19 protein-coding genes and 1 pseudogene are annotated in these 14,152 nt (G+C 52.9%); 17 read left to right on the plus strand and 3 right to left on the minus strand.

The window, feature by feature from the left end; all coding sequences use genetic code 11:
- Window positions 1-28: 28 nt before the first annotated feature.
- A complete protein-coding gene (locus ACJHYR_RS23355) occupies window positions 29-1,126 on the minus strand; it encodes a porin (protein ID WP_000737283.1) in 1,098 nt (365 codons plus the stop codon).
- Window positions 1,127-1,714: 588 nt separating this feature from the next.
- Here ACJHYR_RS23355 and essD point away from each other — a divergent pair.
- From essD to rzpD, 3 genes are read left to right on the plus strand one after another with little or no spacing between them, the layout of a single operon-like run.
- Window positions 1,715-1,930: a phage lysis protein EssD gene (gene essD, locus ACJHYR_RS23360; RefSeq protein WP_000839596.1), complete on the plus strand. Its 216-nt coding sequence runs from the start codon at window positions 1,715-1,717 to the stop codon at window positions 1,928-1,930.
- Window positions 1,930-2,427, plus strand: a complete 498-nt coding sequence (gene rrrD, locus ACJHYR_RS23365) for a lysozyme RrrD (RefSeq protein WP_001135277.1) — start codon at window positions 1,930-1,932, stop codon at window positions 2,425-2,427. The genes essD and rrrD overlap by 1 nt, the downstream gene beginning before the upstream one ends.
- Window positions 2,424-2,885, plus strand: coding sequence for a prophage endopeptidase RzpD (gene rzpD, locus ACJHYR_RS23370; RefSeq protein WP_001082739.1), 462 nt, complete (start codon window positions 2,424-2,426; stop codon window positions 2,883-2,885). Before rrrD ends, rzpD begins: the two co-directional genes overlap by 4 nt.
- Before the next feature lie 31 nt (window positions 2,886-2,916).
- Here rzpD and iss read toward each other — a convergent pair whose 3' ends face one another.
- A complete protein-coding gene (gene iss, locus ACJHYR_RS23375) occupies window positions 2,917-3,210 on the minus strand; it encodes an increased serum survival lipoprotein Iss (RefSeq protein WP_000738421.1) in 294 nt (97 codons plus the stop codon).
- 359 nt (window positions 3,211-3,569) lie between these two features.
- A complete protein-coding gene (locus ACJHYR_RS23380) occupies window positions 3,570-3,764 on the minus strand; it encodes a YlcI/YnfO family protein (protein ID WP_001307652.1) in 195 nt (64 codons plus the stop codon).
- A gap of 388 nt (window positions 3,765-4,152) precedes the next feature.
- On the opposite strand from ACJHYR_RS23380, the gene ACJHYR_RS23385 reads away from it, so the two are divergent.
- From ACJHYR_RS23385 to ACJHYR_RS23450, 14 genes and pseudogenes are all read left to right on the plus strand, one after another.
- On the plus strand, window positions 4,153-4,698 hold the full coding sequence (locus tag ACJHYR_RS23385; protein ID WP_000453587.1) for a DNA-packaging protein: 546 nt from the start codon (window positions 4,153-4,155) through the stop codon (window positions 4,696-4,698).
- Window positions 4,673-6,598: a phage terminase large subunit family protein gene (locus tag ACJHYR_RS23390; RefSeq protein WP_001027269.1), complete on the plus strand. Its 1,926-nt coding sequence runs from the start codon at window positions 4,673-4,675 to the stop codon at window positions 6,596-6,598. Before ACJHYR_RS23385 ends, ACJHYR_RS23390 begins: the two co-directional genes overlap by 26 nt.
- Entirely contained in the window at window positions 6,595-6,801 is a 207-nt protein-coding gene (locus ACJHYR_RS23395; protein WP_000198149.1) for a phage head-tail joining protein, read from the plus strand. Before ACJHYR_RS23390 ends, ACJHYR_RS23395 begins: the two co-directional genes overlap by 4 nt.
- The gene (locus ACJHYR_RS23400; RefSeq protein WP_001307653.1) at window positions 6,798-8,399 is read left to right on the plus strand and encodes a phage portal protein; all 1,602 of its coding nucleotides are present in this window, start codon (window positions 6,798-6,800) and stop codon (window positions 8,397-8,399) included. Before ACJHYR_RS23395 ends, ACJHYR_RS23400 begins: the two co-directional genes overlap by 4 nt.
- Window positions 8,380-9,699, plus strand: coding sequence for a S49 family peptidase (locus ACJHYR_RS23405; protein ID WP_000123233.1), 1,320 nt, complete (start codon window positions 8,380-8,382; stop codon window positions 9,697-9,699). Before ACJHYR_RS23400 ends, ACJHYR_RS23405 begins: the two co-directional genes overlap by 20 nt.
- Before the next feature lie 9 nt (window positions 9,700-9,708).
- Window positions 9,709-10,041, plus strand: a complete 333-nt coding sequence (locus ACJHYR_RS23410; protein ID WP_001299443.1) for a head decoration protein — start codon at window positions 9,709-9,711, stop codon at window positions 10,039-10,041.
- A gap of 55 nt (window positions 10,042-10,096) precedes the next feature.
- A complete protein-coding gene (locus tag ACJHYR_RS23415; RefSeq protein ID WP_000063280.1) occupies window positions 10,097-11,122 on the plus strand; it encodes a major capsid protein in 1,026 nt (341 codons plus the stop codon).
- Window positions 11,123-11,163: 41 nt separating this feature from the next.
- On the plus strand, window positions 11,164-11,562 hold the full coding sequence (locus ACJHYR_RS23420) for a DNA-packaging protein FI (protein ID WP_000158905.1): 399 nt from the start codon (window positions 11,164-11,166) through the stop codon (window positions 11,560-11,562).
- An 11-nt stretch (window positions 11,563-11,573) separates the two neighbouring features.
- Window positions 11,574-11,927: a head-tail joining protein gene (locus ACJHYR_RS23425; RefSeq protein ID WP_000752979.1), complete on the plus strand. Its 354-nt coding sequence runs from the start codon at window positions 11,574-11,576 to the stop codon at window positions 11,925-11,927.
- Between the two features lie 11 nt (window positions 11,928-11,938).
- Entirely contained in the window at window positions 11,939-12,517 is a 579-nt protein-coding gene (locus ACJHYR_RS23430; RefSeq protein WP_000975107.1) for a phage tail protein, read from the plus strand.
- Window positions 12,514-12,909 carry a phage minor tail U family protein gene (locus tag ACJHYR_RS23435; RefSeq protein WP_000683145.1) on the plus strand — a complete coding sequence of 132 codons (396 nt, stop codon included), beginning with the start codon at window positions 12,514-12,516 and terminating at the stop codon, window positions 12,907-12,909. Before ACJHYR_RS23430 ends, ACJHYR_RS23435 begins: the two co-directional genes overlap by 4 nt.
- Before the next feature lie 7 nt (window positions 12,910-12,916).
- Window positions 12,917-13,657, plus strand: a complete 741-nt coding sequence (locus tag ACJHYR_RS23440) for a phage tail protein (RefSeq protein WP_021514938.1) — start codon at window positions 12,917-12,919, stop codon at window positions 13,655-13,657.
- A gap of 15 nt (window positions 13,658-13,672) precedes the next feature.
- Window positions 13,673-14,095, plus strand: a complete 423-nt coding sequence (gpG, locus tag ACJHYR_RS23445) for a phage tail assembly chaperone G (RefSeq protein ID WP_000479139.1) — start codon at window positions 13,673-13,675, stop codon at window positions 14,093-14,095.
- Window positions 14,077-14,152, plus strand: a pseudogene (locus tag ACJHYR_RS23450) (phage tail assembly protein T); the annotation flags it as partial. The gene gpG and the pseudogene ACJHYR_RS23450, both read left to right, overlap by 19 nt.

The following is a 14,152-nucleotide window of genomic DNA, read 5'->3' on the forward strand; positions in this document are numbered from 1 at the left end:
CCCGCAACATATCTTTTTCGTAATCAGATTAGAACTGGTAAACCAGACCTACAGCAACGATGTCATCAGTGCTTACACCGAGTGCTTTAGTGAAGTCATTTTTGTCAAGCAGGTTGATTTTGTAATCAACGAAAGTAGACATATTTTTGTTGAAGTAATAGGTTGCACCTACATCAACATATTTGACTAAGTCCTGATCGCCCCATACTCCAAGATCCTTACCTTTAGATTGCAGGTAAGCAACGGACGGACGCAGACCGAAATCGAACTGATATTGTGCAACAGCTTCGAAGTTTTGAGCTTTATTAGCAACGAAGTGATCAGCAAATACAGTCATATTCTGGGTTTCAGAATAGGTAGTGGCCAGGTAAATGTTGTTAGCGTCATATTTCAGACCTGCGGCCCAAACTTCTGCATTTTTACCGGAAGCAAATACTTCAGGAAGAACTTTCCCTGCATTAACTTGAGTGTCGGTACGATCAGATTTCGCATAAGTTGCACCGATACCGAACCCTTCGTATTCATAGGTAGCAGAGAAACCGAAGCCATCACCGTTACCTTCGGTGTAGTTATCGAAATCGCTACGATCGTTTTTGCCTTGGTACTGAGCAGCAAAGTTCAGACCATCAACCAGACCAAAGAAGTCGTTGTTACGATAGGTTGCAACACCAGTGGTGCGACCAGTCATGAACACATCTGTTTGGGTCCAGGTATCGCCACCGAATTCTGGCAGAACGTCAGTCCACGCACCGATGTCGTATGCTACACCGTAGTTACGGCCGTAATCGATTGAGCCGTAGTCACCGAATTTCAGGCCTGCAAATGCAAGACGGGTTTTGTCTTTGGAGGAACCTTGAGATTCAGCGCGGTTGCCTTTGAATTCATATTCCCACTGACCGAAACCAGTCAGCTGATCGTTGATTTGGGTTTCGCCTTTGAAGCCCAGACGAACATAAGTAGTATCACCATCATCTGCATCGTTAGAGGAAAAGTAGTGCTTGGCATTAACTTTTCCGTACAGATCCAGCTTGTTACTGTCTTTATTATAAATTTCAGCTGCCTGAGCAGACATCGCCATCAGTACTGATGCAGCTACAGCAGAAATTGCCACTGTTAATTTTTTCATCGTGAGCCCTTTTTTTTGAACTATTATTAAAAAATGATGTCACTGCGCGATAAATATTCATCTAATCAATGTGATTATTTCAAGATGTAAGTTTTAGTTTCTCATTTAATTTGTGAAGTAGATCTCTATTTTTATCTGAACTTTTTCTATCGAAACCTATTTATGGCTCTTATTTGAACAAAAATAAACCTATTAGCTAATTTATATTAATGGCTGTTATTTATGGGGGGGGTATAATTCGGTGGTTTAATTTAAATTAACTAAAAATAACGCCGGAAATTATTTATTGGTTATTTGTTGAGGTTTTCTTATGTATTTGTGGTGGTGTTTTGAACACTCGGTAGCATTCTCATAAATATCATTCAGTGGTTTACGTACGTAAAAAATTGGTTATGCTGTTAAGAGTGGTTACTTCGTCACACAGCTTAAACCCGCCGTCGAGCTGGTTTTTCCATTTTTTGAGTCTCGATGTTAGCTGATAACTCAATACCTGAGTTATTCACTGACTCCGAGTCTGTTACGTTTCTGCTTTTTTGCGATACGTTGTATTCCCTCAATTTACACCCGCTTTGTCTGCGAGGTGGGGTTATGAAATCCATGGATAAGTTAACAACGGGTGTCGCCTATGGCACCTCAGCAGGTAGTGCCGGTTACTGGTTTTTACAGCTGCTCGATAAAGTCACGCCCTCACAGTGGGCAGCAATAGGTGTGCTGGGTAGCCTGGTATTTGGCCTGCTGACGTACCTGACAAACCTTTATTTCAAGATTAAAGAAGATAAGCGCAAGGCTGCGAGAGGTGAATAATGCCTCCATCATTACGAAAAGCCGTTGCTGCTGCTATTGGTGGCGGAGCAATTGCTATAGCATCAGTGTTAATCACTGGCCCAAGTGGTAACGATGGTCTGGAAGGTGTCAGCTACATACCATACAAAGATATTGTTGGTGTATGGACTGTATGTCACGGGCATACAGGAAAAGACATCATGCTCGGTAAAACGTATACCAAAGCAGAATGCAAAGCCCTCCTGAATAAAGACCTTGCCACGGTCGCCAGACAAATTAACCCGTACATCAAAGTCGATATACCGGAAACAATGCGCGGCGCTCTTTACTCATTCGTTTACAACGTGGGTGCTGGCAATTTCAGAACATCGACGCTTCTTCGCAAAATAAACCAGGGCGATATCAAAGGCGCATGTGATCAGCTACGTCGCTGGACATATGCTGGCGGTAAGCAATGGAAAGGTCTCATGACTCGTCGTGAGATTGAGCGTGAAATCTGTTTGTGGGGTCAGCAATGAACAGAGTAACCGCGATTATCTCCGCTCTGGTTATCTGCATCATCGTCTGCCTGTCATGGGCTGTTAATCATTACCGTGATAACGCCATTACCTACAAAGCCCAGCGCGACAAAAATGCCAGAGAACTGAAGCTGGCGAACGCGGCAATTACTGACATGCAGATGCGTCAGCGTGATGTTGCTGCGCTCGATGCAAAATACACGAAGGAGTTAGCTGATGCGAAAGCTGAAAATGATGCTCTGCGTGATGATGTTGCCGCTGGTCGTCGTCGGTTGCACATCAAAGCAGTCTGTCAGTCAGTGCGTGAAGCCACCACCGCCTCCGGCGTGGATAATGCAGCCTCCCCCCGACTGGCAGACACCGCTGAACGGGATTATTTCACCCTCAGAGAGAGGCTGATCACTATGCAAAAACAACTGGAAGGAACCCAGAAGTATATTAATGAGCAGTGCAGATAGAGCTGCCCATATCGATGGGCAACTCATGCAATTATTGTGAGCAATACACACGCGCTTCCAGCGGAGTATAAATGCCTAAAGTAATAAAACCGAGAAATCCATTTACGAATGTTTGCTGGGTTTCTGTTTTAACAACATTTTCTGCGCCGCCACAAATTTTGGCTGCATCAACAGTTTTCTCCTGTCCAATTCCCGAAACGAAGAAATGATGGGTGATGGTTTCCTTTGGTGTTACTGCTGTCGGTTTGTTTCCAACAGTAAACGTCTGTTGAGCACATCCTGTAATAAGCATTGCCAGAGCGGCAGAAAACAACATTTTTTTCATCTTATTATCCTGCATTGTTAAAAACGGCAGAATCCTATGTGACAACAATTAAACGATAGTTAAATGGATTGATGAAAATTAAAACTATATAGGTGGATGCTCAGCCTATTGGAGGAGGGGGGCACTCAGAATCCTGTGGAATGAAATAAACCGCTCTATCTGTCCATTACCCTTTTAGCTGCGCTGTATCGTCGCCGTATTCCCGCATTAACCATGACCGTAGCCCGACGGGGAATTCCTTCTGCGTGAGTGTGCGGGAATAATCAAAAACGATGCACACCGGGTTTTACTGTGCTGACAGACGCAGGGTTACCCTCATAGTCGCTTTTCCGGTGCGATGGTGGAAGAAACCGGGATGTTCATCCATCATCACTTTGGATTGATGTATATGCTCTCTTTTCTGACGTTAGTCTCCGACGGCAGGCTTCAATGACCCAGGCTGAGAAATTCCCAGACCCTTTTTGCTCAAGAGCGATGTTAATTTGTTCAATCATTTGGTTAGGAAAGCGGATGTTGCGGGTTGTTGTTCTGCGGGTTCTGTTCTTCGTTGACATGAGGTTGCCCCGTATTCAGTGTCGCTGATTTGTATTGTCTGAAGTTGTTTTTACGTTAAGTTGATGCAGATCAATTAATACGATACCTGCGTCATAATTGATTATTTGACGTGGTTTGATGGCGTAGATGCACGTTGTGACATGTAGATGATAATTATTATCATTTTGCGGGTCCTTTCCGGCGATCCGACAGGTTACGGGGCGGCGACCTCGCGGGTTTTCGCTATTTATGAAAATTTTCCGGTTTAAGGCGTTTCCGTTCTTCTTCGTCATAACTTAATGTTTTTATTTAAAATACCCTCTGAAAAGAAAGGAAACGACAGGTGCTGAAAGCGAGCTTTTTGGCCTCTGTCGTTTCCTTTCTCTGTTTTTGTCCGTGGAATGAACAATGGAAGTCAACAAAAAGCAGCTGGCTGACATTTTCGGTGCGAGTATCCGTACCATTCAGAACTGGCAGGAACAGGGAATGCCCGTTCTGCGAGGCGGTGGCAAGGGTAATGAGGTGCTTTATGACTCTGCCGCCGTCATAAAATGGTATGCCGAAAGGGATGCTGAAATTGAGAACGAAAAGCTGCGCCGGGAAGTTGAAGAACTGCGGCAGGCCAGCGAGACAGATCTCCAGCCAGGGACTATTGAGTACGAACGCCATCGACTTACGCGTGCGCAGGCCGACGCACAGGAGCTGAAAAATGCCAGAGACTCCGCTGAAGTGGTGGAAACCGCATTCTGTACTTTCGTGCTGTCGCGGATCGCAGGTGAAATTGCCAGTATTCTCGACGGGATCCCCCTGTCGGTGCAGCGGCGTTTTCCGGAACTGGAAAACCGACATGTTGATTTCCTGAAACGGGATATCATCAAAGCCATGAACAAAGCAGCCGCGCTGGATGAACTGATACCGGGGTTGCTGAGTGAATATATCGAACAGTCAGGTTAACAGGCTGCGGCATTTTGTCCGCGCCGGGCTTCGCTCACTGTTCAGGCCGGAGCCACAGACCGCCGTTGAATGGGCGGATGCCAATTACTATCTCCCAAAAGAATCCGCATACCAGGAAGGGCGCTGGGAAACACTGCCCTTTCAGCGGGCCATCATGAATGCGATGGGCAGCGACTACATCCGTGAGGTGAATGTGGTGAAGTCTGCCCGTGTCGGTTATTCCAAAATGCTGCTGGGTGTTTATGCCTACTTTATAGAGCATAAGCAGCGCAACACCCTTATCTGGTTGCCGACGGATGGTGATGCCGAGAACTTTATGAAAACCCACGTTGAGCCGACCATCCGCGATATTCCGTCGCTGCTGGCGCTGGCTCCGTGGTATGGCAAAAAGCACCGGGATAACACGCTCACTATGAAGCGTTTTTCCAATGGTCGTGGCTTCTGGTGCCTGGGCGGTAAAGCGGCAAAAAACTACCGTGAAAAGTCGGTGGATGTGGCGGGTTATGATGAACTTGCTGCCTTTGATGAGGATATTGAACAGGAAGGCTCTCCGACGTTCCTTGGCGACAAACGTATTGAAGGCTCGGTCTGGCCAAAGTCCATCCGTGGCTCCACGCCCAAAGTGAGAGGCACCTGCCAGATTGAGCGTGCAGCCAGTGAATCCCCGCATTTTATGCGTTTTCATGTTGCCTGCCCGCACTGCGGGGAGGAGCAGTATCTTAAATTTGGCGACAAAGAGACGCCGTTTGGCCTCAAATGGACGCCGGATGACCCCTCCAGCGTGTTTTATCTCTGCGAGCATAATGCCTGCGTCATCCGCCAGCAGGAGCTGGACTTTACTGATGCCCGTTATATCTGCGAAAAGACCGGGATCTGGACCCGTGATGGCATTCTCTGGTTTTCGTCATCCGGTGAAGAGATTGAGCCGCCGGACAGTGTGACCTTTCACATCTGGACGGCGTACAGCCCGTTCACCACCTGGGTGCAGATTGTCAAAGACTGGATGAAAACGAAAGGGGATACGGGAAAACGTAAAACCTTCGTGAACACCACGCTCGGTGAGACATGGGAAGCGAAAATTGGCGAACGTCCGGATGCTGAGGTGATGGCGGAGCGGAAAGAGCATTATTCAGCGCCCGTTCCTGACCGTGTGGCTTACCTGACCGCCGGTATCGACTCCCAGCTGGACCGCTACGAAATGCGCGTATGGGGATGGGGGCCGGGTGAGGAAAGCTGGCTGATTGACCGGCAGATTATTATGGGCCGCCACGACGATGAACAGACGCTGCTGCGTGTGGATGAGGCCATCAATAAAACCTATACCCGCCGGAATGGTGCAGAAATGTCGGTATCCCGTATCTGCTGGGATACTGGCGGGATTGACCCGACCATTGTGTATGAACGCTCGAAAAAGCATGGGCTGTTCCGGGTGATCCCCATTAAAGGGGCATCCGTCTACGGAAAGCCAGTGGCCAGCATGCCACGTAAGCGAAACAAAAACGGGGTTTACCTTACCGAAATCGGTACGGATACCGCGAAAGAGCAGATTTATAACCGCTTCACACTGACGCCGGAAGGGGATGAACCGCTTCCCGGTGCCGTTCACTTCCCGAATAACCCAGATATTTTTGATCTGACCGAAGCGCAGCAGCTGACTGCTGAAGAGCAGGTCGAAAAATGGGTGGATGGCAGGAAAAAAATACTGTGGGACAGCAAAAAGCGACGCAATGAGGCGCTCGACTGCTTCGTTTATGCGCTGGCGGCGCTGCGCATCAGTATTTCCCGCTGGCAGCTGGATCTCAGTGCACTGCTGGCGAGCCTGCAGGAAGAGGATGGTGCAGCAACCAACAAGAAAACACTGGCAGATTACGCCCGTGCCTTATCCGGAGAGGATGAATGACGCGACAGGAAGAACTTGCCGCTGCCCGTGCGGCACTGCATGACCTGATGACAGGAAAACGGGTGGCAACGGTACAGAAAGACGGACGGAGAGTGGAGTTTACGGCCACTTCCGTGTCTGACCTGAAAAAATACATTGCGGAGCTGGAAGTGCAGACCGGCATGACACAGCGACGCAGGGGACCTGCAGGATTTTATGTATGAAAACGTCCACCATTCCCACCCTTCTGGGGCCGGACGGAATGACATCGCTGCGTGAATATGCCGGTTATCACGGCGGTGGCAGCGGATTTGGTGGGCAGTTGCGGGCGTGGAACCCACCGAGTGAAAGTGTGGATGCAGCCCTGCTGCCCAACTTTACCCGTGGCAATGCCCGCGCAGACGATCTGGTACGCAATAACGGCTATGCCGCCAACGCCATCCAGCTGCATCAGGATCATATCGTCGGGTCTTTTTTCCGACTCAGTCATCGCCCAAGCTGGCGCTATCTGGGCATCGGGGAGGAAGAAGCCCGTGCCTTTTCCCGCGAGGTTGAAGCGGCATGGAAAGAGTTTGCCGAGGATGACTGCTGCTGCATTGACGTTGAGCGAAAACGCACGTTTACCATGATGATTCGGGAAGGTGTGGCAATGCACGCCTTTAACGGTGAGCTGTTCGTTCAGGCCACCTGGGATACCAGTTCGTCGCGGCTTTTCCGGACACAGTTCCGGATGGTCAGCCCGAAGCGCATCAGCAACCCGAACAATACCGGAGACAGCCGGAACTGCCGTGCCGGTGTGCAGATTAATGACAGCGGTGCGGCGCTGGGATATTACGTCAGCGAGGACGGGTATCCTGGCTGGATGCCGCAGAAATGGACATGGATACCCCGTGAGTTACCCGGCGGGCGCGCCTCGTTCATTCACGTTTTTGAACCCGTGGAGGACGGGCAGACTCGCGGTGCAAATGTGTTTTACAGCGTGATGGAGCAGATGAAGATGCTCGACACGCTGCAGAACACGCAGCTGCAGAGCGCCATTGTGAAGGCGATGTATGCCGCCACCATTGAGAGTGAGCTGGATACGCAGTCAGCGATGGATTTTATTCTGGGCGCGAACAGTCAGGAGCAGCGGGACAAGCTGACCGGCTGGATTGGTGAAATTGCCGCGTATTACGCCGCAGCACCGGTCCGGCTGGGAGGCGCAAAAGTGCCGCACCTGATGCCGGGTGACTCACTGAACCTGCAGACGGCTCAGGATACGGATAACGGCTACTCCGTGTTTGAGCAGTCACTGTTGCGGTATATCGCTGCCGGGCTGGGTGTCTCGTATGAGCAGCTTTCCCGGAATTACGCCCAGATGAGCTACTCCACGGCACGGGCCAGTGCGAACGAGTCGTGGGCGTACTTTATGGGGCGGCGAAAATTCGTCGCATCCCGTCAGGCGAGCCAGATGTTTCTGTGCTGGCTGGAAGAGGCCATCGTTCGCCGCGTGGTGACGTTACCTTCAAAAGCGCGTTTCAGCTTTCAGGAAGCCCGCAGCGCCTGGGGGAACTGTGACTGGATAGGCTCCGGTCGTATGGCCATCGATGGTCTGAAAGAAGTACAGGAAGCGGTGATGCTGATAGAAGCCGGACTGAGTACCTACGAGAAAGAGTGCGCAAAACGCGGTGACGACTATCAGGAAATTTTTGCCCAGCAGGTCCGTGAAACGATGGAGCGCCGTGCAGCCGGTCTTAAACCGCCCGCCTGGGCGGCTGCGGCATTTGAATCCGGGCTGCGACAATCAACAGAGGAGGAGAAGAGTGACAGCAGAGCTGCGTAATCTCCCGCATATTGCCAGCATGGCTTTTAATGAGCCGCTGATGCTTGAACCCGCCTATGCGCGGGTTTTCTTTTGTGCGCTTGCAGGCCAGCTTGGGATCAGCCGCCTGACGGATGCAGTATCCGGCGACAGCCTGACTGCCGGAGAGGCACCCGCGGCGCTGGCGTTATCCGGTGATGATGACGGACCACGACAGGCCCGCAGTTATCAGGTCATGAACGGCATCGCCGTGCTGCCGGTGTCCGGTACGCTGGTCAGTCGGACGCGGGCGCTGCAGCCGTATTCGGGAATGACCGGTTACAACGGCATTATCGCCCGTCTGCAACAGGCTGCCAGCGACCCGATGGTGGACGGCATTCTGCTCGATATGGACACGCCCGGCGGAATGGTGGCAGGGGCATTTGACTGCGCTGACATCATCGCCCGTGTGCGTGACATAAAGCCGGTATGGGCGCTGGCCAATGACATGAACTGCAGTGCAGGGCAGCTGCTTGCCAGCGCCGCCTCCCGGCGTCTGGTCACGCAGACCGCCCGGACAGGCTCCATCGGCGTCATGATGGCTCACAGTAATTACGGTGCTGCGCTGGAGAAACAGGGCGTGGAAATCACGCTGATTTACAGCGGCAGCCATAAGGTGGATGGCAACCCCTACAGCCATCTTCCGGATGACGTCCGGGAGACACTGCAGTCCCGGATGGATGCAACCCGCCAGATGTTTGCGCAGAAGGTGTCGGCATATACCGGCCTGTCCGTGCAGGCTGTGCTGGATACCGAGGCTGCAGTGTACAGCGGTCAGGAGGCCATTGATGCCGGACTGGCTGATGAACTTGTCAACAGCACCGATGCGATCACCGTCATGCGTGATGCACTGGATGCACGTAAATCCCGTCTCTCAGGAGGGCGAATGACCAAAGAGACTCAATCAACAACTGTTTCAGCCACTGCTTCGCAGGCTGACGTTACTGACGTGGTGCCAGCGACGGAGGGCGAAAACGCCAGCGCGGCGCAGCCGGACGTGAACGCGCAGATCACCGCTGCGGTTGCGGCAGAAAACAGCCGCATTATGGGGATCCTCAACTGTGAGGAGGCTCACGGACGCGAAGAACAGGCCCGCGTGCTGGCAGAAACCCCCGGTATGACCGTGGAAACGGCCCGCCGCATTCTGGCCGCAGCACCACAGAGTGCACAGGCGCGCAGTGACACTGCGCTGGATCGTCTGATGCAGGGGGCACCGGCACCGCTGGCTGCAGGTAACCCGGCATCTGATGCCGTTAACAATTTGCTGAACACACCAGTGTAAGGGATGTTTATGACGAGCAAAGAAACCTTTACCCATTACCAGCCGCTGGGCAACAGTGACCCGGCTCATACCGCAACCGCGCCCGGCGGATTGAGTGCGAAAGCGCCTGCAATGACCCCGCTGATGCTGGACACCTCCACCCGTAAGCTGGTTGCTTGGGATGGCACCACCGACGGTGCTGCCGTTGGCATTCTGGCGGTTGCTGCTGACCAGACCAGCACCACACTGACGTTCTACAAGTCCGGCACGTTCCGTTATGAGGATGTGCTCTGGCCGGAGGCTGCCAGCGACGAGACGAAAAAACGGACCGCGTTTGCCGGAACGGCAATCAGCATCGTTTAACCTGACCCTTCATCACTAAAGGCCGCCTGTGCGGCTTTTTTTACGGGATTTTTTTATGTCGATGTACACAACCGCCCAACTGCTGGCGGCAAATGAGCAGAAATTTAAGTTTGATCCGCTGTTTCTGCGTCTCTTTTTCCGTGAGAGCTATCCCTTCACTACGGAGAAAGTCTATCTCTCACAAATTCCGGGACTGGTAAACATGGCGCTGTACGTTTCGCCGATTGTTTCCGGTGAGGTTATCCGTTCCCGTGGCGGCTCCACCTCTGAATTTACGCCGGGATATGTCAAGCCGAAGCATGAAGTGAATCCGCAGATGACCCTGCGTCGCCTGCCGGATGAAGATCCGCAGAATCTGGCGGACCCGGCTTACCGCCGCCGTCGCATCATCATGCAGAACATGCGTGACGAAGAGCTGGCCATTGCTCAGGTCGAAGAGATGCAGGCAGTTTCTGCCGTGCTTAAGGGCAAATACACCATGACCGGTGAAGCCTTCGATCCGGTTGAGGTGGATATGGGCCGCAGTGAGGAGAATAACATCACGCAGTCCGGCGGCACGGAGTGGAGCAAGCGTGACAAGTCCACGTATGACCCGACCGACGATATCGAAGCCTACGCGCTGAACGCCAGCGGTGTGGTGAATATCATCGTGTTCGATCCGAAAGGCTGGGCGCTGTTCCGTTCCTTCAAAGCCGTCAAGGAGAAGCTGGATACCCGTCGTGGCTCTAATTCCGAGCTGGAGACAGCGGTGAAAGACCTAGGTAAAGCGGTGTCCTATAAGGGGATGTATGGCGATGTGGCCATCGTCGTGTATTCCGGACAGTACGTGGAAAACGGCGTCAAAAAGAACTTCCTGCCGGACAACACGATGGTGCTGGGGAACACTCAGGCACGCGGTCTGCGCACCTATGGCTGCATTCAGGATGCGGACGCACAGCGCGAAGGCATTAACGCCTCTGCCCGTTACCCGAAAAACTGGGTGACCACCGGCGATCCGGCGCGTGAGTTCACCATGATTCAGTCAGCACCGCTGATGCTGCTGGCTGACCCTGATGAGTTCGTGTCCGTACAACTGGCGTAATCATGGCCCTTCGGGGCCATTGTTTCTCTGTGGAGGAGTCCATGACGAAAGATGAACTGATTGCCCGTCTCCGCTCGCTTGGTGAACAACTGAACCGTGATGTCAGCCTGACGGGGACGAAAGAAGAACTGGCGCTCCGTGTGGCAGAGCTGGAAGAGGAGCTTGATGACACGGATGAAACTGCCGGTCAGGACACCCCTCTCAGCCGGGAAAATGTGCTGACCGGACATGAAAATGAGGTGGGATCAGCGCAGCCGGATACCGTGATTCTGGATACGTCTGAACTGGTCACGGTCGTGGCACTGGTGAAGCTGCATACTGATGCACTTCACGCCACGCGGGATGAACCTGTGGCATTTGTGCTGCCGGGAACGGCGTTTCGTGTCTCTGCCGGTGTGGCAGCCGAAATGACAGAGCGCGGCCTGGCCAGAATGCAATAACGGGAGGCGCTGTGGCTGATTTCGATAACCTGTTCGATGCTGCCATTGCCCGCGCCGATGAAACGATACGCGGGTACATGGGAACGTCAGCCACCATTACATCCGGTGAGCAGTCAGGTGCGGTGATACGTGGTGTTTTTGATGACCCTGAAAATATCAGCTATGCCGGACAGGGCGTGCGCGTTGAAGGCTCCAGCCCGTCCCTGTTTGTCCGGACTGATGAGGTGCGGCAGCTGCGGCGTGGAGACACGCTGACCATCGGTGAGGAAAATTTCTGGGTAGATCGGGTTTCGCCGGATGATGGCGGAAGTTGTCATCTCTGGCTTGGACGGGGCGTACCGCCTGCCGTTAACCGTCGCCGCTGAAAGGGGGATGTATGGCCATAAAAGGTCTTGAGCAGGCCGTTGAAAACCTCAGCCGTATCAGCAAAACGGCGGTGTCTGGTGCCGCCGCAATGGCCATTAACCGCGTTGCTTCATCCGCGATATCGCAGTCTGCGTCACAGGTTGCCCGTGAGACAAAGGTACGTCGAAAACTGGTAAAGGAAAGGGCCAGGCTGAAAAGGGCCACGGTCAAAAATCCGCAGGCCAGAATCAAAGTTAACCGGGGGGATTTGCCCGTAATCAAGCTGGGTAATGCGCGGGTTGTCCTGTCCCGCCGCAGGCGTCGTAAAAAGGGGCAGCGTTCATCCCTGAAAGGTGGCGGCAGCGTGCTTGTGGTGGGTAACCGTCGTATTCCCGGCGCGTTTATTCAGCAACTGAAAAATGGCCGGTGGCATGTTATGCAGCGTGTGGCCGGGAAAAACCGTTACCCCATTGATGTGGTGAAAATCCCGATGGCGGTGCCGCTTACCACGGCGTTTAAACAGAATATTGAACGGATACGGCGTGAACGTCTTCCGAAAGAGCTGGGCTATGCGCTGCAGCATCAACTGAGAATGGTAATAAAGCGATGAAACATACTGAACTCCGTGCAGCCGTACTGGATGCACTGGAGAAGCATGACACCGGGGCGACGCTTTTTGATGGTCGCCCCGCTGTTTTTGATGAGGAAGATTTTCCGGCAATTGCCGTTTATCTCACCGGCGCTGAATACACGGGCGAAGAGCTGGACAGCGATACCTGGCAGGCGGAGCTGCATATTGAAGTTTTCCTGCCTGCTCAGGTGCCGGATTCAGAGCTGGATTCGTGGATGGAGTCCCGGATTTATCCGGTGATGAGCGATATCCCGGCACTGTCAGATTTGATCACCAGTATGGTGGCCAGTGGCTATGACTACCGGCGCGACGATGATGCGGGCCTGTGGAGTTCAGCCGATCTGACTTATGTCATTACCTATGAAATGTGAGGACGCTATGCCTGTACCAAATCCTACAATGCCGGTGAAAGGTGCCGGGACCACCCTGTGGGTTTATAAGGGGAGCGGTGACCCTTATGCGAACCCGCTTTCAGACGTTGACTGGTCGCGTCTGGCAAAAGTTAAAGACCTGACGCCCGGCGAACTGACCGCTGAGTCCTATGACGACAGCTATCTCGATGATGAAGATGCAGACTGGACTGCGACCGGGCAGGGGCAGAAATCTGCCGGAGATACCAGCTTCACGCTGGCGTGGATGCCCGGAGAGCAGGGGCAGCAGGCGCTGCTGGCGTGGTTTAATGAAGGTGATACCCGTGCCTATAAAATCCGCTTCCCGAACGGCACGGTCGATGTGTTCCGTGGCTGGGTCAGCAGTATCGGTAAGGCGGTGACGGCGAAGGAAGTGATTACCCGCACGGTGAAGGTCACCAATGTGGGACGTCCGTCGATGGCAGAAGATCGCAGCACGGTGACGGCGACAACCGGCATGACGGTGACACCCGCCAGTGCTTCCGTAGTGAAAGGGCAGAGCACCACGCTGACCGTGGCATTCCAGCCGGAGGGCGCAACCGACAAGAGCTTCCGTGCGGTGTCTGCGGATAAAACAAAAGCCACCGTGTCGGTCAGTGGTATGACCATCACCGTGAAAGGTGTTGCTGCAGGCAAGGTCAACATTCCGGTCGTATCTGGTAATGGTGAGTTTGCTGCGGTTGCAGAAATCAACGTCACCGCCAGTTAATCCGGAGAGTCAGCGATGTTCCTGAAAACCGAATCATTTGAACATAACGGTGTGACCGTCACGCTTTCTGAACTGTCAGCCCTGCAGCGTATTGAGCATCTCGCCCTGATGAAACGGCAGGCAGAACAGGCGGAGTCAGACAGCAACCGGAAGTTTACTGTGGAAGACGCCATCAGAACCGGCGCGTTTCTGGTGGCGATGTCCCTGTGGCATAACCATCCGAAGAAGACAAAGCTGCCTTCCATGAATGAAGCCGTTAAACAGATTGAGCAGGAAGTGCTTACCACCTGGCCCACAGAGGCAATTTCTCATGCTGAAAACGTGGTGTACCGGCTGTCCGGTATGTATGAGTTTGTGGTGAATGATGCTCCTGAACAGGCAGAGGACGCCGGGCCTGCAGAGCCTGTTTCTGCGGGAAAGTGTTCGACGGTGAGCTGAGTTTTGCCCTGAAACTGGCGCGTGAGATGGGGCGACCCGACTGGCGCGCCATGCTTG

Source organism: Escherichia sp. WS1450 (genome assembly GCF_046487395.1).
Classification (GTDB): domain Bacteria; phylum Pseudomonadota; class Gammaproteobacteria; order Enterobacterales; family Enterobacteriaceae; genus Escherichia; species Escherichia coli.